Source organism: Bordetella genomosp. 9 (genome assembly GCF_002261425.1).
Lineage (GTDB): Bacteria > Pseudomonadota > Gammaproteobacteria > Burkholderiales > Burkholderiaceae_B > Bordetella_C.
Map to the genome: position 1 here is coordinate 1 of NZ_NEVJ01000003.1, position 19,378 is coordinate 19,378.

At 63.6% G+C, this 19,378-nt stretch carries 7 protein-coding genes and 1 tRNA gene; 6 read left to right on the forward strand and 2 right to left on the reverse strand.

Annotation, left to right across the window (positions count from 1 at the left end):
- Positions 1-41: 41 nt before the first annotated feature.
- Complete coding sequence (locus CAL26_RS11340) at positions 42-11,120, forward strand: VCBS domain-containing protein (protein WP_373454511.1); 11,079 nt, start codon at positions 42-44, stop codon at positions 11,118-11,120.
- Between the two features lie 26 nt (positions 11,121-11,146).
- On the opposite strand, the gene CAL26_RS11345 is transcribed toward CAL26_RS11340, so the two are convergent.
- On the reverse strand, positions 11,147-12,058 hold the full coding sequence (locus CAL26_RS11345) for a LysR family transcriptional regulator (RefSeq protein ID WP_094847048.1): 912 nt from the start codon (positions 12,056-12,058) through the stop codon (positions 11,147-11,149).
- Between the two features lie 199 nt (positions 12,059-12,257).
- On the opposite strand from CAL26_RS11345, the gene CAL26_RS11350 reads away from it, so the two are divergent.
- Complete coding sequence (locus CAL26_RS11350; RefSeq protein ID WP_094847049.1) at positions 12,258-13,124, forward strand: NmrA family NAD(P)-binding protein; 867 nt, start codon at positions 12,258-12,260, stop codon at positions 13,122-13,124.
- A gap of 161 nt (positions 13,125-13,285) precedes the next feature.
- Here the strand turns inward: CAL26_RS11350 and CAL26_RS11355 are convergent.
- Positions 13,286-13,361, reverse strand: a tRNA-Ala gene (locus tag CAL26_RS11355).
- A 581-nt stretch (positions 13,362-13,942) separates the two neighbouring features.
- On the opposite strand from CAL26_RS11355, the gene CAL26_RS11360 reads away from it, so the two are divergent.
- Genes CAL26_RS11360 through CAL26_RS11375 form a run of 4 tightly spaced genes read left to right on the forward strand, consistent with a single transcriptional unit; the run spans position 13,943 to position 19,342 of the window.
- Complete coding sequence (locus CAL26_RS11360; protein ID WP_094847050.1) at positions 13,943-15,535, forward strand: TolC family outer membrane protein; 1,593 nt, start codon at positions 13,943-13,945, stop codon at positions 15,533-15,535.
- A gap of 6 nt (positions 15,536-15,541) precedes the next feature.
- A complete protein-coding gene (locus CAL26_RS11365; RefSeq protein ID WP_094847051.1) occupies positions 15,542-15,769 on the forward strand; it encodes a hypothetical protein in 228 nt (75 codons plus the stop codon).
- A complete protein-coding gene (locus CAL26_RS11370) occupies positions 15,747-17,918 on the forward strand; it encodes a type I secretion system permease/ATPase (protein ID WP_094847052.1) in 2,172 nt (723 codons plus the stop codon). The genes CAL26_RS11365 and CAL26_RS11370 overlap by 23 nt, the downstream gene beginning before the upstream one ends.
- 2 nt (positions 17,919-17,920) lie before the next feature.
- Positions 17,921-19,342 (forward strand): HlyD family type I secretion periplasmic adaptor subunit, encoded by a 1,422-nt coding sequence (locus CAL26_RS11375; RefSeq protein WP_094847053.1) that lies wholly within the window; start codon positions 17,921-17,923, stop codon positions 19,340-19,342.
- The last annotated feature ends 36 nt before the right edge of the window (positions 19,343-19,378 follow it).

Sequence of the window (19,378 nt, forward strand, 5' to 3'; positions counted from 1 at the left end):
TGGACAACGCTGCGACTCAGTCGCTGACGGCGAAGGACCACATCCAGGAAACCTACACGGTCAAGGTCGACGACGGTCACGGCGGAACGGCGACCAAGTCTGTCACGCTGACGATCAATGGTACCGACGACGCTGCGATCATTACGCCGCACGCGACGGGCAGCGACGCGGGAACGGTCAAGGAAGACACGACGCTGACGACGAGCGGCAAGCTGGATGTCGTGGATCCGGACGCCGGTCAGGCGGTGTTTCTTGCCCAAAACGTCAATGGCCAGTATGGCTCGTTCACGATGGGTACGGACGGCACGTGGACCTATACGCTGAACAACGCGTCGATAGCGGTCCAGCAGCTGGCTGCCGGTCAGACTGCGGCCGAGAAGTTCACGGTGGCCTCTGCTGATGGCACCACGAGTACGGTCACGGTGACCGTGCAGGGCACCAACGACGCACCCGCCATCAACGCTCCCACTGGCACGGACGCCGGTTCCGTCACGGAAGACGGCACCAAGAGCGCGACGGGTCAATTCAGCAAGACCGATATCGACGCGACCGATACGCACACTTGGACGGTGGACGGCAGCGCGAAGGGCGCCTACGGCACCTTCGCTGTGGATCAGACCGGCAAGTGGACCTACACGCTGGACAACGCCGCGGCCCAGTCGCTGACTGCTAAGGACCACATTCAGGAAACCTACACGGTCAAGGTCGATGATGGCCATGGCGGAACGGCGATCAAGTCGGTCACGTTGACGATCAATGGTACCGATGACGCTGCCATCATCACGCCGCATGCGACGGGCAGCGACGCGGGAACGGTCAAGGAGGACACGACCCTGACCACCAGCGGCAAGCTCGACGTCGTCGATCCGGATGCTGGCCAAGCGGTGTTTGTACCGCAGACGAACACCGCAGGTACTTATGGCACCTTTGCCCTGACGACGGATGGCACATGGACGTATACGCTGAACAACTCCGCAACGGCGGTCCAGCAACTCGCCGCGGGCCAGACGGCGACTGAGAAGTTCACGGTGGCGTCGGCAGATGGCACCACGAGCACGGTCACGGTGACGGTGCAGGGTACCAACGATGCGCCCACCATCAACGTTCCGACGGGAGCTGATGCCGGTTCGGTTACAGAAGACGGCACCAAGACCGCGACGGGCCAGTTCAGCAAGACGGACATCGACGCGACGGACACGCACAGCTGGACTGTCGACGGCAACTCGAAGGGCGCCTACGGTACCTTCGCCGTCGACCAGACCGGCAAGTGGACGTACACCCTGGACAACGCTGCGACTCAGTCGCTGACGGCGAAGGACCACATCCAGGAAACCTACACGGTCAAGGTCGACGACGGTCACGGCGGAACGGCGACCAAGTCTGTCACGCTGACGATCAATGGTACCGATGACGCCGCCATCATTACGCCGCACGCGACGGGTAGCGACGGTGGCACGGTCAAGGAAGACACGACCCTGACCACCAGCGGCAAGCTCGACGTCGTCGATCCGGATGCTGGTCAAGCGGTGTTTGTACCGCAGACGAACACCGCAGGTACTTATGGCACCTTTGCCCTGACGACGGATGGCACATGGACGTATACGCTGAACAACTCCGCAACGGCGGTCCAGCAACTCGCCGCGGGCCAGACGGCGACTGAGAAGTTCACGGTGGCGTCGGCAGATGGCACCACGAGCACGGTCACGGTGACGGTGCAGGGTACCAACGATGCGCCCACCATCAACGTTCCGACGGGAGCTGATGCCGGTTCGGTTACAGAAGACGGCACCAAGACCGCGACGGGTCAGTTCAGCAAGACCGATATCGACGCCACCGATACCCACGCCTGGACGGTGGACGGCAACGCGAAAGGCGCTTACGGCACCTTCGCCGTCGACCAGGCCGGCAAGTGGACCTACACGCTGGACAATGCTGCAGCGCAGTCGCTGACCGCGAAAGACCACATTCAGGAAACCTACACGGTCAAGGTCGACGACGGTCATGGTGGCACGGCCACGAAGTCGGTCACTCTGACCATAAACGGTACGGACGATGCGGCCATCATCACGCCGCATGCAACGGGCAGCGATGCCGGCACGGTGAAGGAAGACACCACGCTGACGACCAGCGGCAAGCTGGATGTTGTCGATCCGGACGCCGGTCAAGCGGTGTTCGTGCCGCAGACGGGCGTAGTGGGTACCTATGGCACCTTTGCCCTGACCGCGGACGGCACCTGGACCTACACGCTGAACAATGCCTCGACCGCCGTCCAGCAGCTGGCCGCCGGTCAGACGGCGACCGAAAACTTCACGGTCGCCTCGGCTGATGGTACGACCAGTACGGTCACGGTGGCTGTTCAGGGCTCCAACGATGCGCCTATCATCAATGCGCCGGCTGGAACAACTGTCGGCGATGTCACTGAAGATGGCACCAAGACGGCGAACGGTCAATTTAGCAAGACCGATATCGACGCGACTGATACCCATACGTGGACGGTAGACGGCAACGCCAAGGGCGCCTACGGCACCTTCGCCGTGGACCAAACCGGCAAGTGGACGTACACGTTGGATAACGCCGCGGCCCAGTCGCTGACGGCCAAGGACCACGTCCAGGAAACGTACACGGTCAAGGTGGATGACGGCCATGGCGGCACGGCGACCAAGTCGGTCACCCTGACGATAAACGGCACGGACGATGCGGCGATCATCACGCCGCATGCGACCGGCAGCGATGCCGGTACGGTCAAGGAAGATACGACGCTGACGACCAGCGGCAAGCTCGACGTCGTCGATCCGGACGCCGGCCAGGCGGTTTTCGTTGCGCAAAATGTGAATGGCCAATACGGCTCGTTCACGATGAGCGCGGATGGCACGTGGACGTACACGTTGAACAACGCGTCGACGGCGGTTCAGCAACTGGCCGTTGGTCAAACGGCGACGGAGAGGTTCACGGTTGCCTCCGCCGATGGCACCACAAGTACGGTCACGGTGACGGTCCAGGGGACGAATGACGCCCCGACGATCAATGCCCCGTCTGGCGCCGACACTGGTTCCGTCACGGAAGACGGCACCAAGACCGCGACAGGTCAGTTCAGCAAGACTGATATCGACGCCACCGATACGCATACCTGGACGGTTGATGGAAACTCGAAGGGCGCCTTCGGCACCTTCAGCGTCGACCAGACGGGTAAGTGGACATACACGCTGGACAACACCGCAGCCCAGTCGCTGACCGCGAAGGATCACATCCAGGAAACCTACACCGTCAAGGTCGACGACGGCCACGGCGGCACGGCCACGAAGTCCGTGACGCTGACCGTCAATGGCACCGACGATGCTGCGATCATTACCCCGCACGCGACAGGCAGCGATGCCGGTACGGTTAAGGAAGACACTACGCTGACTACCAGCGGCAAACTGGACGTCGTCGATCCGGATGCTGGTCAAGCGGTCTTCGTACCGCAGGCGAGCACCGCCGGCACCTATGGCACTTTTGCCCTGACGACAGATGGCACATGGACCTACAACCTGAACAACGCCTCCACGGCAGTTCAGCAACTGGCTGCCGGCCAGACGGCGACTGAAAGCTTCACGGTAACGTCCGCCGACGGGACGACGAGCACGGTAACCGTGACCGTCCAAGGCACTAACGACGCGCCGATCATCAACGCGCCGGCTGGAGCAACCGCCGGCTCCGTGACGGAGGACGGTACCAAAACCGCGACCGGTCAGTTCAGCAAGACGGACGTCGACGCGACCGACACGCACACCTGGACGGTGGATGGCAACGCGAAGGGCACCTACGGCACCTTTGCTGTCGATCAGGCAGGCAAGTGGACGTACACGCTGGACAACGCAGCTGCACAGTCCCTGACCGCGAAGGACCACATCCAGGAAACCTACACCGTCAAGGTCGACGACGGCCATGGCGGCACGGCCACGAAGTCGGTGACCCTGACCATTAACGGCACCGACGACGCCGCGATCATCACGCCGCACGCGACAGGCAGCGACGCTGGAACGGTCAAGGAAGATACGACGCTGACTACCAGCGGCAAGCTGGACGTCGCTGATCCGGATGCCGGCCAGGCCGTGTTCGTGGCACAGAACGTGAATGGCCAATACGGCGCGTTCACGATGGGCACGGATGGCACGTGGACCTATACGCTGAATAATTCCGCGACAGCAGTTCAGCAACTGGCCGCTGGTCAGACGGCAGCCGAGAAATTCACGGTGGCGTCCGCTGATGGCACCACGAGCACGGTGACGGTGACCGTCCAAGGCACCAACGATGCCCCGACCATTAATGCCCCGTCCGGCACAGATGCAGGGTCCGTCACCGAAGATGGTGCCAAGACCGCGACGGGCCAGTTCAGCAAGACCGATATTGATGCTTCCGACACGCACACCTGGACGGTGGACGGCAATGCGAAGGGCGCTTACGGCACCTTCGCCGTCGACCAGACCGGCAAGTGGACCTACACGCTGGACAACGCCACCGCCCAGTCGCTGACGGCGAACGATCACATCCAGGAAACCTACACCGTCAAGGTCGACGACGGCCACGGGGGCACGGCCACGAAGTCGGTCACCCTGACCATCAACGGGACGGACGACGCCGCGATCATCACGCCGCACGCGACCGGCAGCGACGCTGGCACTGTCAAGGAAGACACGACCCTGACGACCAGCGGCAAGCTGGATATCGTCGACCCCGACGCCGGTCAGGCTGTCTTCGTGCCGCAGGCAAGCACTGCTGGCACATACGGCACATTCGCCCTGACGGCGGATGGAACGTGGACCTATAGCCTGAACAACGCATCGACGGCAGTTCAGCAACTGGCCGCCGGCCAGGTGGCGACCGAGAGGTTCACGGTCACGTCCGCCGATGGCACGACGAGTACGGTGACGGTGACTGTTCAGGGCACCAACGACGCGCCCGTAATCAACGCGCCAGCGGGAACAACCGCCGGTTCCGTGACGGAGGACGGCACCAAGACGGCGACTGGGCAGTTCAGCAAGACAGATATCGATGCGACCGATACGCACAGCTGGACTGTCGACGGCAACTCGAAGGGCGCCTACGGCACCTTCGCTGTCGATCAAACCGGCAGGTGGACCTATACGCTGGACAACGCCGCAGCGCAGTCGCTGACCGCGAAGGACCATATTCAGGAAACCTACACGGTCAAGGTCGACGACGGTCATGGTGGCACGGCCACGAAGTCGGTCACCCTGACCATCAACGGCACGGACGATGCGGCCATCATCACGCCGCATGCAACGGGCAGCGACGCGGGAACGGTCAAGGAAGATACGACCCTGACCACCAGCGGCAAGCTGGACATCGTCGACCCCGACGCCGGTCAGGCTGTCTTCGTACCCCAGGCGGGCACCGCGGGCACCTACGGTACCTTCACCCTGGCAACGGACGGCACGTGGACGTACACGCTCAACAACGCCAATCCGGCGGTGCAGTCGCTGGGCGTCAATGAGAGCCGAGTCGAACAATTTACCGTTACGTCAGCCGACGGCACGACGAGCACCGTGACAGTGACGGTGCAGGGCACCAACGATGCCCCGACGATCAATGTCCCCCCTGGAGCCGACACCGGCTCTGTCACGGAAGACGGTACCAAGACCGCGACGGGTCAGTTCAGCAAGACCGATATCGACGCGACCGATACGCACACCTGGACGGTGGAGGGCAATGCGAAGGGGGCCTACGGCACCTTCGCCGTCGACCAAACCGGCAAGTGGACCTACACGCTGGACAACGCCGCAGCGCAGTCCTTGACAGCCAAGGACCACATCCAGGAAACCTACACCGTCAAGGTCGACGACGGCCACGGGGGCACGGCCACGAAGTCGGTCACCCTGACCATCAACGGGACGGACGACGCCGCGATCATCACGCCGCACGCGACCGGCAGCGACGCTGGCACTGTCAAGGAAGACACGACCCTGACGACCAGCGGCAAGCTGGATATCGTCGACCCCGACGCCGGTCAGGCTGTCTTCGTGCCGCAGGCAAGCACTGCTGGCACATACGGCACATTCGCCCTGACGGCGGATGGAACGTGGACCTATAGCCTGAACAACGCATCGACGGCAATTCAGCAACTGGCCGCCGGCCAGGTGGCGACCGAGCAGTTCACGGTCACGTCCGCCGATGGCACGACGAGCACGGTGACGGTGACTGTTCAGGGCACCAACGACGCGCCCGTCATCAACGCGCCAGCGGGAACAACCGCCGGCTCCGTGACGGAGGACGGCACCAAGACGGCGGCCGGGCAGTTCAGCAAGACCGATACCGACGCGACTGATACGCACACGTGGACGGTGGACGGCAGCTCGAAGGGCGCCTACGGCACCTTCGCTGTCGATCAGACCGGCAAGTGGACGTACACGTTGGACAACGCCGCCGCCCAGTCGTTGACCGCGAAGGACCATATTCAGGAAACCTACACGGTCAAGGTCGACGACGGCCATGGCGGAACGGCCACGAAGTCAGTCACGCTGACGATCAACGGCACCGATGATGCTGCCATCATCACGCCGCACGCGACGGGCAGCGACGCGGGAACGGTCAAGGAAGACACGACCCTGACCACCAGCGGCAAGCTGGATGTCGTCGATCCGGACGCCGGTCAGGCGGTGTTCCTTGCCCAAAACGTCAACGGCCAGTATGGCTCGTTCACGATGGGAACAGACGGAACGTGGACGTACACGTTGAACAACGCCTCGACGGCAGTCCAGCAGCTGGCTGCTGGCCAAACAGCGACTGAGAAGTTCACGGTTGCCTCGGCTGACGGCACGACCAGCACGGTGACGGTGACCGTCCAGGGCACCAACGATGCCCCGACCATCAATGCACCGACGGGCTCGGATGCAGGCTCGGTGACTGAGGACGGTACCAAGACGGCGATCGGGCAGTTCAGCAAGACCGATATCGATGCGACTGACACGCACACCTGGACGGTGGACGGCAACGCGAAGGGCGCCTACGGTACCTTCGCTGTCGATCAGACTGGCAAGTGGACGTACACGCTCGACAATGCCGCGGCCCAGTCGCTGACGGCGAAGGACCATATTCAGGAAACCTACACGGTCAAGGTCGACGACGGTCATGGCGGAACGGCGACCAAGTCGGTCACGTTGACGATCAATGGTACCGATGACTCGGCGACCATCACGCCGCACGCGACGGGTAGCGACGGTGGCACGGTCAAGGAAGACACGACACTGACCACCAGCGGCAAGCTCGACGTCGTCGATCCGGATGCTGGCCAAGCGGTGTTTGTACCGCAGACGAGCACCGCCGGCACCTATGGCACATTTGCCCTGACGACGGATGGCACATGGACGTACACGCTGAACAACTCCGCAACGGCGGTCCAGCAACTCGCCGCGGGACAGACGGCGACTGAGAAGTTCACGGTGGCTTCGGCGGATGGCACCACGAGTACGGTCACGGTGACGGTGCAAGGTACCAACGATGCGCCCACCATCAACGTTCCGACGGGAGCTGACGCCGGTTCCGTCACGGAAGACGGCACCAAGACCGCGACGGGTCAGTTCAGCAAGACCGATATCGATGCGACCGACACGCACACCTGGACGGTCGATGGAAACGCGAAGGGCGCGTACGGCACGTTCAGCGTAGGCCAGACCGGCAAGTGGACCTACACGCTGGACAACGCCGCAGCCCAGTCGCTGACGGCCAAGGACCACATCCAGGAAACCTACACCGTCAAGGTCGACGATGGCCACGGCGGCACGGCGACAAAGTCGGTCACCCTGACGATCAACGGTACCGATGACGCCGCGATCATCACGCCGCATGCGACGGGCAGCGACGCCGGCACGGTCAAGGAAGACACGACCCTGACCACCAGCGGCAAGCTCGACGTCGTCGATCCCGACGCCGGCCAGGCGGTGTTCATCACGCAGAACGTCACCGCGCAGTACGGTACCTTCACCCTGGGCAGCGACGGCACCTGGACGTACACGTTGAACAACAACGCGCCGGCGGTGCAGGCCCTGGGGGTTAACCAGACGATGACGGAAACCTTCACGGTTTCCTCCGCGGATGGTACGACCGCCAAGGTCAACGTGACCATTCAGGGCACGAACGACGCCCCGGTCATTACGTTCCCCGCCGGCGGCGCCGACGCGGGCGCGGTCACGGAAGATGGCACCAAGGTCGTCTCCGGCCAACTGACGCGCACGGACGTCGACAGCGGCGACACGGCCACCTGGACGATCCAGGGCGCCGCGAAAGGCACGTATGGCGCGATCGCGGTGGACAACACCGGAAAGTGGACCTATACGCTCGACAACACCGCCGCGCAATCGTTGAAGGCGGGCGACAAGGTCACCGAAACCTATACCGTCAAGGTCGACGACGGCCACGGCGGGACCGACGTCCATGCCGTGACGATCACGATCAACGGCACCAATGACGTACCCGTCATCGTGGGCCGCGGCGGCGACGGGGTAGGCGACCGGGGCACCGTCATCGAAGACGCGTCGCTGACGGCCACCGGCAAGCTCGACGTCACCGATGCCGATTCCGGGGAAAGCTACGTGCGGCCGCAAACTGTCCAGGATACCTATGGCACCTTCAACATCGATGCCAACGGCAACTGGACCTACACGCTGGACAACAACAGCGCCGCGGTCCAGGCGCTGTCGGGCGGCCAGTCGCTGGGCACGCGTACCTTTACGGTCACTTCCCTGGACGGGACGGCGACCCATACCGTCAGTGTCAACATCACCGGCACCAACGACGCACCGACTTCGGCCGCGAACTCCACTCACGTCGAAGTCGGCACCACGCACGTCTTCACGACCAGCGAATTCGCGTTCTCCGACAGCAATGGAGAGAGCAACAGTCTGCAGAGCGTCATCGTTTCCAGGCTGCCCGACAACGGCACCCTGACGCTGAACGGCTCGGTCGTTACCGCCGGGCAGGCCATATCGGCGGGCGACATCGCCGCCGGCAAGCTCGTCTATACGCCCGGCGCCACCGGCGCGGATGCTTCGTTCGGCTTTCAGGTGCGCGACACGGGAGGGACGGCCAACGGCGGCAAAGACACCTCGGGCGAGTACAACTTCTCCGTCGTCACCGACAACCTGATTCGCGGCACCAACGACGGCGCCGGCTCCGGGGTCATTTCCGGCGGCTCGGGCGACGATATCGTCCTCGGCGACGCGGGCGGCTCCAAGACCACGGTGATCGCCGGCAAGAGCTACAACATCGCCCTGATCGTCGACCATTCCGGCAGCATGGCGTGGGGCCTGGATGGCGGCAGCAATCCGGGCTACGGACAGGACCGCATGTCGCTGGTGAAGGCGGCGCTGTTGAACCTGCTCGATACGCTGGACAACCACTCGGGCGGCGTGGTCAACGTGGCGCTGATCGGGTTCGGGACGTCCGCCGACAGCACGATCCAGATCCAGAACCTGACGACCAGCAACGTCCAGACTCTGATCAATGCCATCAACAATATGTCGGCCACGGGTGGTACCAACTACGAAGCCGCGTTCAACTCCACCGTAAGCTGGTTCAATGCCCAGACTGCGGCGGGAAAGTCGGGCGGCAGCTACGAAAACATGACGTACTTCCTGACCGACGGGGACCCGACCTATTACCTGAACAACAACGGCTCGCGCGGCGGCGACGGATCGACCACCGACGCGACGACCCTGCAGGAATCCATCAACGCCTTCCAGGCCTTGAGCAAGGTCACCAGTGTCAATGCGATCGGCGTGGGCGATGGCGTCAGCGCCCAGTACCTGCAGTTCTTCGACAACACCGCCAGTGGCAACGTGAGTACCGTGACGGTTGGCGTGGGATCTCACTCCGATACCACGCTGGCCAGCTTCGGAAGCCTCTTCGGCAGCGGCATCAACAATCCGTCGAACTGGACGACGACGTCAGGCGGCCTCGGTAGCGGCGCCATCCGCAACCTCGGTGGTTATATGCAGATCACCGATGTCACGGGCAGCGGCGATACCAAGGTGGTGAGCCCCAACATCACGCTCAGTTCATCCAAGATGGCATTGGCCTTCGATGTTTCGACCAGCAACTTCAACACCGGCGACAGCTTCAAATGGGCCATCGAGAAGCTCAATACCAGCACGGGCCAGTGGGAGACCGTGCAGTCGGGCTCTTCGACCTCGCCGATCTCGAGCGCGGTCGAAATCGAGTCCAACATTCTCGCGGCCGGCACCTATCATCTGGTTTATTCCGTCGGCGACAACACCAGCGGGCTAGGTTCGGCGACCGTCAATATCGACAACATCGAGACGCATTCCTACGGATCGACGATCACCGGCGCGGCCGGGACGGTGGATATCGCACACCAGGCGTCCGATCTGGATACCGTGCTGCAAGGCGGTAGCGTGTCGACCACGCCGGCGACGGTGGGCAGCGACACCATCGACGGCGGTGCCGGCAACGATGTGATCTTCGCGGATACCATCAACACTGACGGCCTGTCATGGGCCGGCCATCCGGCCGGATCGCACGATGGCCAGGGCATGCAGGGCCTGGTGGACTTCCTGACGTCGACCAACGGCCACGCCGCGACCACGACCGAGCTGTACGGCTACATCAAATCCCATAGCGATGATTTCAACGTCGCGGGCGATACCCGCGGCGGCGATGACACCGTGCGCGGCGGGGCGGGGGACGACCTGATCTACGGACAGGGCGGCAACGACACCCTGATCGGTGGCCAGGGCAACGACACCCTGTACGGTGGGACGGGTAGCGATACTTTCAAGTGGGAGTTGAACGACCAGGGCACGACGTCCAGGCCCGCGGTGGACACGATCAAGGATTTCTCCAACGATGCGCCAGCCAGCGGCGGCGACGTGCTGAATCTGAAAGATATGCTGCACAACCCGGCCGACGCGGATCTGTCGAAGTTCCTGAACTTCAGCAAGGACGGCAACAACACCGTGGTGAAGGTCAGCACCGCGGGCGATGTGGCGCATGGTTTCGACCAGAAGATCATCCTGGAAAACGTCGACCTGACGGGCGGCAAGACGGACCAGACCGCGATCATCAACGATTTGCTGCAGAAGGGGAAACTCCAGGGCCACGAATGACGCCGCTCACGGCAGGGCCCACGGCGTCAGCCGCGTGCCCAGTCGGCGATGAACTCCAGGAATGCCCGCGTTTTTGCCGGGACATGATGTCGGGAGGGATGGAACACATAGAGCGGGAAACGTTCGTCCGTCCAATCGGGAAACAGGTTGACCAGATGGCCGTCGGCGATCAGTTCCGCGGCCCCGAGCTGTAGCATCTGTGCGATGCCGGAACCGGCCAGGCAGGCCTGCAGCAAGGCGCCCGGATCGTTGACGGTCAGGCGTCCATGGGTGGGCACGATCAGCCGCTTGCGGCCGCGATGAAACTCCCACGGAAACGGCCTGCCGGTCTGCGGATCGCGGAACTCCAGGCACCGACGCGCGTGATCGTGCAGATCCTGGGGGCGGGCAGGGCGGCCCCAGCGCTCGATGTAGGCCGGCGCGGCCACCGTCACGACGGCGGTGTCCAGGACCTTGCGGGCGACCAGGGTGGAGTCGCGCGGCTTGCCGAAGCGCACCGCCAGGTCGAAGCCTTCCGTGACCAGGTCACCCAGGCTGTCCCTGGCGATGAGCTCGATTTCCAGTTCGGGATAGGCATCCATGAAGCGATCCAGTGCCGGACCCAGGATCGCCCGGTAGCACACCGCGTCCACATTGACCCTGAGCCGGCCTCGCACCGCCGAGGCGCTGCCCGACGCCGTGATCGCCGCTTCTTCCAGTCCCGCCAGATGCGGGATCACCTGTTCATGAAACCGGCGACCTTCCTCCGTCAGCGACACCGAACGTGTGGTGCGGTTGAACAGCCGGATGCCCAGCCGTTTTTCCAGGCGGGCGATCGCGCGGCTGACGCCCGGCGGCGACATGCCTATCATGTCGGCCGCCGCGGCGAACGAGCCGCCGTCGACGATGGCGGCGAAGACGCCGATGCCGCTGGCGACGTTCTCCAGTTTCGTTTTCATGGTGCTCGCGTGGATGGAGATTGAGCTGGCGGCGCGGTATCTGCGTGCAGTCACACGCTCCCGGGGCCGCAGGTCCGATGATGCCCGATTGGTGCTTGAATGTCACTTATCAAGTTCCATTAGGATCATTTCGATATGGATGCCGGTCGTCCAGAATTCTCTCCGCAGGCATTCAAGCCCAACTTCCAAGGAGAAATTCATGTATGCGATCACGGGTATCACGGGGCAGGTGGGCGGCGCGCTGGCGCGCGAGCTGCTGGCCTCGGGCCAGCCGGTAAGAGCCGTCGTGCGCGATGCCGGGCGCGCCGCATCCTGGGCAGCGCGGGGATGCGAAATCGCCGTGGCCCAAATGGACGACGCCCAGGCGCTGGCGCAGGCATTCCGCGGCGCCAAGGGCGTCTTCATCCTGCTGCCGCCGGCGTTCGATCCCCAACCGGGATTTCCGGCGGCCAAGCGCATCATCGACGCCGTATCGACGGCGCTGCGCGACGCCCGGCCCCCCAAAGTCGTTTGCCTGTCCACGATCGGCGCGCAGGCCAGCGAGACCAACCTGCTGTCGCAGCTCACGCTGATGGAACAGACGCTGCGCGGCCTGCCCATGCCAGTGACGTTCCTGCGGGCCGGCTGGTTCATGGAGAACGCCGCATGGGACGTCGCATCGGCGCGCGGCCAGGGCGTGATCGGCAGCTATCTGCAGCCGCTGGACCGGCCGGTGCCCATGGTCGCGACCGAGGACGTGGGGCGTACGGCCGCCGTGCTGCTGCAGGAAACCTGGACCGGTGCGCGCGTGGTGGAACTCGAAGGGCCGCGCCGCGTCAGCCCCAACGACATCGCCGCCGCGTTCGCCAGGGTATTGGGCCACCCCGTGCGCGCCGCGGTTGTCGAGCGTGAGGACTGGGAATCCCTGTTTCAAGCCCAGGGCATGAAGAACCCGATGCCGCGCATACGCATGCTCGACGGGTTCAACGAAGGCTGGATCTGCTTCGAAGGTCCGGACGACAGCGTCCTTCGCGGCCGGGTCGATCTGGACTCGGTCCTCGGCGGCCTGGTGGCGAAGGCCGGGTAGCGTGGGTCGGCCTGGCCGACGGGCAAGATTGCCGGGCAAGATTGCCGGGCAAAGCGGCCAGGCAAAACCACCGGCCAGGCAAAACCACCCGTGCAAAGCAAAACAGCGCCGTCAGGCGCTGTTTTGTTTGGAGGCATCCAGGGATGCCGCTGGGAATCTGGTGGTGGAGCGGAGGAGGATCGAACTCCCGACCTTCGCATTGCGAACGCGACGCTCTCCCAGCTGAGCTACCGCCCCACATCAAGCAAGTCCGCAACTATACCAGAAAAGTTTTGGATTGGGCCGCGCGTCGGCGGGCGCTGGAACGGCAGGGATGCTGCCAGCTCGTTTTGAAAATTCTCGGCAACGCCGAAAGTTTTGTATGTATCAACAGATGTTGTTACATTGCCACGATGTGGTGCACGGCCAACAGCGTTACATATTACTTTTGCTGCGGCGTCGGAGGTTACACACATAATGGAGTCATTGCGGACCAAAGATCGACGGTTTTAGGAGAAATTGTCGACAAAAAGCAGAAGTTGATACGGTTGAGCATGATATCAGCCAAAAGCCATTACAAATGCGTCCCCCGCCTCAACCCTTTCCCAACCATAATATTTACATTCGGTTGATAGGCAATGAAATAAAACGCGTTTTTTCGGAGTTGATCGGGCGTTGAACGCCACTGACAATGCCGGCCGCAGTTTCTTCATAGCTGTTTCGTCGACCGTTCCTCTTATAAAAATACCTGTATGCGGAGCGGACACGTGCTGAGCGCGAAGTATTACAGCCGGGAAATCAGCTGTTACTCAACCACGAATACGCATTACGGGAATGCCATGCAATCGTTTCGTTTGAAGCATTTAGTTGCCGTCCTGGCAACTTTTGCCACCGCCGCCGCAGTCGCCCAACCGACGCCGCCCGCTCAGCCCAATAGCCAGCTCGCGAAGCCGCCGGTCGCGCCGGCCGCCGGCGCGCCTGTGTCGCAGGCGACGAACGTCAAGGGTTCCGCCTCGCTGAATCAGGTCGTCGAGCAGACGCTGCTGACCAACCCGGAAATCCAGGCCCGCTACAACGACTTCCGTTCCTCGCTGGAAGGCCAGAATGTCGCCAAGGGCGGCTGGCTGCCGCAGGTCAACGCGCAGGGCTGGGTCGGCCACGAGTGGCAGAGCAACCTGCCGGGCGAAGGGTCCGCCAGCTGGAACCGTCCGGGTTATACCCTGGAACTGCGCCAGCTGCTGTTCGATGGCTTCAAGACGAACAACGACGTAAAGCAGGCCGGCTTCGAAAAGCTGTCGCGCTATTACGATCTGCTGGCCACCAGCGATGAAATGGCGTTCAACGCGACCCAGGCTTACCTGGACGTCGAGCGTTACCGGGATCTGGAGCTCCTGGCTCGCCAGAACTACAGCCTGCACGATGAGACGATGAAGCAGATCCGCGAACGCGCCGATTCCGGCGTGGGTCGTCGCGTCGATCTGGAGCAGGCGGGTGGCCGCCTGGCGCTGGCGCAGACCAACCTGATGACGGAAAGCGCGAACCTGAACGACGTGACGCAGCGCTTCCGCCGCGTGACGGGCCTGGACGTGCCGGCCACGCTGGCGCCGCCCCCGCGCCTGGACGACAAGCTGCCCAAGGATCCGAAGAACTTCAACGATTCGCTGCGCGGCAACCCGTCCTTCCTGTCCAAGCAGGCGCTGCTGCAGGCCGCCGATGCCGGCGTGCAGTCGTCCAAGGGCGCGTTCTCGCCCAAGTTCGAATTCGTGGCGTCGACCGGCACCGATACGTCGCAGCCCGGCCCCGACTACAAGAACACCCGCAGCACCAACGTGCAGCTGGTCATGTCGTACAACCTGTACCGCGGCGGCGCGGATTCGGCGCGGTTCCGCCAGACCTCGGCGCAAAGCTACGCCGCGCGCGACGTCCGCAACTACACCTGCCGCAATATCCAGCAGGATCTGGCGATCGCGTGGAACAACGTCGTTCACCTGCGCCAGGCGCTGCCTTTCCTGCGCGACCACGAAGTGGCGACGACCAAGGTGCGCGATGCCTACCGCCAACAGTTCCAGATCGGCCAGCGCACGCTGCTGGACTTGCTGGACACCGAAAACGAACTGTTCGAATCGCGCCGCGCGCTGACCAACGCCCTGTACGACCTGCAGGTCGCCCAGTACCGCTGGCTGACGCTGTCGCACAAGCTGCTGCCCACGCTGGGCCTGCGTCCCGCGAACGACGAGACGCCGGAAGAGAAGGCCAAGCTGGAAGTCAGCGACGACGTCATCAAGCTGTGCAATTCGACGGTGCCGGACGCGACGCGCCTGGAACCGGTCAAGGTGATCTACAACAACGGCACCACGCCGCCGGACTTTGTGCCCTCGGGCAGGTCCCCTCAACCCAGCCCGGCCCAGCCGGGTTCCACCCCGAAGTGGTGATCTGCCATGGCGAATCAAGGCGACAATCATCGAGAAGACGGCTTTTCCAGGCTTGATCTGGATTTCGTACGGGTACTCGAGGATCTTATCGACGCCTTGATCGCCAATGGCACGCTGCGGCTGACCGATCTGCCGCCGCACGCGCAGCGCAAGCTCAACGAGCGCAAACAGCACCGGGCCAGGTTATCCGAACATCTGGATTTGTTGGACGATGAAGACGGACAAGTTATTTGACCGCTCGGTGGACTCGTGGCGCGTTGACCCGCGCTCGACCCATGACGATCCCCTGCTGGAATGCCTGGTCGAGCTGACCCGGGTGCATGGTGTGCCGGCGACGGCGCAGGCGCTGTCGGCGGGCTTGCCGCTGGTCGACCAACGCCTGACGCCGGCCCTGCTGCCGCGTGCCGCGGCGCGGGCCCGCCTGTCGGCGCGCCTGGTCAAGCGCGATGTGGCCGAGATCCCCACCGACATCCTGCCGGCCATCCTGCTGCTGCATGGCGAACGCGCCTGTCTGCTGCTGGAAGCGCGTCAAGGCAAATACCTGATCAGCCATCCCGAACTGGGAGCGGGCGCGGTGGAAATCAGCGCGGAAGAGCTCGCGCAGGATTACACCGGCATGGCCTGTTTCGTGCGGCCGCAGTTCCGTTTCGATGCGCGCTCGCCCGAAGTCAACAAGGTGCGCGGACGCCACTGGTTCTGGTCGGCGATATTCGAGAACCGCCGCCTGTACCGCGACGCCATCGTGGCGGCGGTGCTGATCAACATATTCGCCATGGCGATGCCGTTGTTCACGATGAACGTGTACGACCGCGTGGTACCCAACAATGCGCTGGAAACGCTGTGGGTGCTGGTGGTCGGCATCGCCGTCGTGGTCATTTTCAATACCATCCTGACCACGGCGCGGGCCCACGTCATCGATAGCGCCAGCAAGCGTGTCGATATCAGGCTGTCCGCGCTGATCATGGAGCGCGTGCTGGACCTGCGCATGGAAGGCCGGCCGGTTTCGGTGGGCTCCTTCGCCGCCAACCTGCGGTCCTTCGAATCCATCCGCGATTTCATTGCCTCGGCCAGTATCACGACGCTGGTGGACCTGCCTTTCGTCATCATGTTCCTGCTGGTGCTGGCCTGGATTTCGCCCTGGATGGTGATTCCGCCGGTCGTCGCCATCGTATTGATCGTGCTGGTGTCGCTGGCGGCGCAGTTCCGCATGGAAACGATGACCATGGCCTCCTACCAGGCTTCGTCGCAGCGCAATGCGACCCTGGTGGAAGCGCTGACCGGTTTCGAGACCGTGAAGACGCTGAACGCCCAGGGCGCCATGCAGCGCAACTGGGAACGTTCGACCGAATACATCGCCAACATCAGCAGCAAGCTCAAGCTGATGTCCAGCACGACCGTCGGCTTCGTCGGCGCCATGTCGCAACTGGTGTCGGTCGCGGTGGTGGCGATCGGTGTCTATCTGGCGCACGATTCGGCGGTGTCCATGGGCGGCATCATCGCCGCGTCGATGATCGCCGGCCGTTGCCTGATGCCGCTGGGCCAGATCGCCGGGCTGCTGATGCAGTACCAGAATGCCCGCACGTCGCTGGGCTCCATCGACAACTACATGCAGCTGCCCGTCGAACGGCCCGAGACCGCCGAGTTCCTGCATCGCCCGGTGTTCCATGGGTCGGTGGAATTCCGCGACGTCACCTTCTCCTATCCCGGCTCGGCGCAGCCCGTGCTGCAGAACGTGTCGTTCAAGCTGAACCCCGGGGAAAAAATCGGCATCATCGGCCGCATTGGCTCGGGCAAGACGACGCTGGAAAAGCTGATCCTGGGCCTGTACCAGCCCACCGAAGGCACGGTGCTGCTGGACGGCGTCGACGTCCGGCAGATCGATCCGGCCGACCTGCGCCGCGCCATCGGCTACGTGCCGCAGGATCCGGTGCTGTTCTACGGCAGCCTGAAGCACAACATCGCCATGGGCGCGCCCTACGCGGACGACGCCAGCATCCTGGCGGCGGCGGAAGTCGCCGGCGTCAGCGATTTCGCCAACGTCCATCCGGATGGCTTCGACATGCTGATCGGCGAGCGGGGCGAGTCGCTGTCCGGCGGCCAGCGCCAATCGGTGGCGATTTCGCGCGCGCTGATCAACGATCCCCCGGTGCTGCTGCTGGATGAACCCAGCAGCAATATGGACCACCAGAGCGAGACGCGCCTGCGCAAGCAGCTGGCGGCGGCCAGCGCCAACAAGACGATGTTCCTGATCACCCACCGCACCGCGCTGCTGGAACTGGTCACCCGCCTGATCGTCATCGACGGCGGCCGGGTGGTGGCCGACGGTCCGAAAGAGCAGGTCGTGGAAGCGCTGCGCACTGGCCGGGTGGGACGGGGAGCCTGAGCATGAATACGCATGTTGCAAACTCGAACGGCTCGTTCCTGGGCGCGATCGTGCGCCTGCCGCGCACCATCTTCGTGAAGCTGTTCGACGTCCTGCTGGACGGCGAAGAGCGCGGCAAGCCCAAGCTCAGCACCGACTACACCGGCAATGCCGAATGGGCGATCTACCATTCCGACGCGCGCGGCGCCCGGGTACTGCTATGGACCTCGCTGCTGGTCGTCGGCATCCTGCTGGTCTGGGCCGGTTTCAGCCCCATCGATGAAGTCGTGCGCGGCGAAGGCAAGGTCGTGCCGTCGCGCCAGGTGCAGGTGGTGCAGAGCCTGGACGGCGGTGTCGTCAAGGAAATCCTGGTCAGGCCTGGGCAGACGGTCGAGCCCGGCCAGATCCTGCTGAAGATAGACCCGACGCGCTTCAACTCGTCGCTGGGCGAAAACCAGGCGGAGTACCTGTCGTTGGAGGCCAAGGCGGCGCGCCTGCGCGCCCTGGCGACGGGCGAACCCTTCCAGGTGCCGGACGAGGTGCAGCAAAAGCTGCCGGTGGCGGCCGAAGCCGAGCGCAATGCCTGGATCCAGCGTACCAACGAATTGAACGCGACGGTCAGCGTGGCCAAGGAACAGGTCAAGCAGCGCCAGGAAGAACTGCGCGAAACGCAGGCCAAGCGCGATCAGGCCTCGACCACGTGCGCCTTGACCTCCAGGGAACTGTCCGTGACCCGGCCGTTGCTGGCCAGCGGGGCGGTGTCCGAAGTCGACCTGCTGCGGCTGCAGCGCGACGTGGCCAGGAGCTGCGGCGACCAGAAGGCGGCGGAAGCGCAGATCGACCGCATCCAGGCCTCCATCCAGGAAGCCCTGAGCAAGACCAAGGAAGCGGAGCTGAACATCCGCAACCAGGCGCGCAGCGACCTGTCCGACGTCACCACCAAGCTGCGCACACTGGGCGAAGGCAAGCTGGCCCTGGCCGACAAGGTCAAGCTGGCGGAGATCCGTTCGCCGGTGCGCGGCACGGTCAAGACGCTGTTGGCGAACACGGTGGGCGGCGTGGTGCAGCCTGGCAAGGACATCGTCGAGATCGTGCCGACCGATGACACGCTGCTGCTGGAAGTGCGTATCCAGCCGCGCGACATCGGTTTCCTGCATGCGGAGCAGAAGGCCGAGGTGAAGTTCACCGCCTACGACTATTCGATCTACGGTGGCCTGGAAGGTGTCGTGGAGCAGATCAATGCCGATACGACCACCGACGAGCGCGGAAACTCCTTCTATATCGTGCGGGTGCGCACGGAAAAAAGCTCGGTTGGCGACCAGCATCTGGCCATCATTCCGGGCATGGTCGCCGAAGTGCATATCCTGACCGGCAAGCGGACGGTACTGCAGTACCTGTTGAAACCGATCCTGCGCGCCAAGGAAAACGCCTTCACGGAACGGTAGGCCGCGCGGCCCGTCCCGCAAGTCCCGTCCGTTCTC

Excerpts from the sequence above, each read along its gene's own strand:
- CAL26_RS11360 (WP_094847050.1), top strand. The coding sequence starts at position 13,943 with ATGCAATCGTTTCGTTTGAAGCATTTAGTTGCCGTCCTGGCAACTTTT.
- CAL26_RS11345 (WP_094847048.1), bottom strand. The coding sequence starts at position 12,058 with ATGAAAACGAAACTGGAGAACGTCGCCAGCGGCATCGGCGTCTTCGCC.
- CAL26_RS11375 (WP_094847053.1), top strand. The coding sequence starts at position 17,921 with ATGAATACGCATGTTGCAAACTCGAACGGCTCGTTCCTGGGCGCGATC.
- CAL26_RS11370 (WP_094847052.1), top strand. The coding sequence starts at position 15,747 with ATGAAGACGGACAAGTTATTTGACCGCTCGGTGGACTCGTGGCGCGTT.
- CAL26_RS11350 (WP_094847049.1), top strand. The coding sequence starts at position 12,258 with ATGTATGCGATCACGGGTATCACGGGGCAGGTGGGCGGCGCGCTGGCG.
- CAL26_RS11365 (WP_094847051.1), top strand. The coding sequence starts at position 15,542 with ATGGCGAATCAAGGCGACAATCATCGAGAAGACGGCTTTTCCAGGCTT.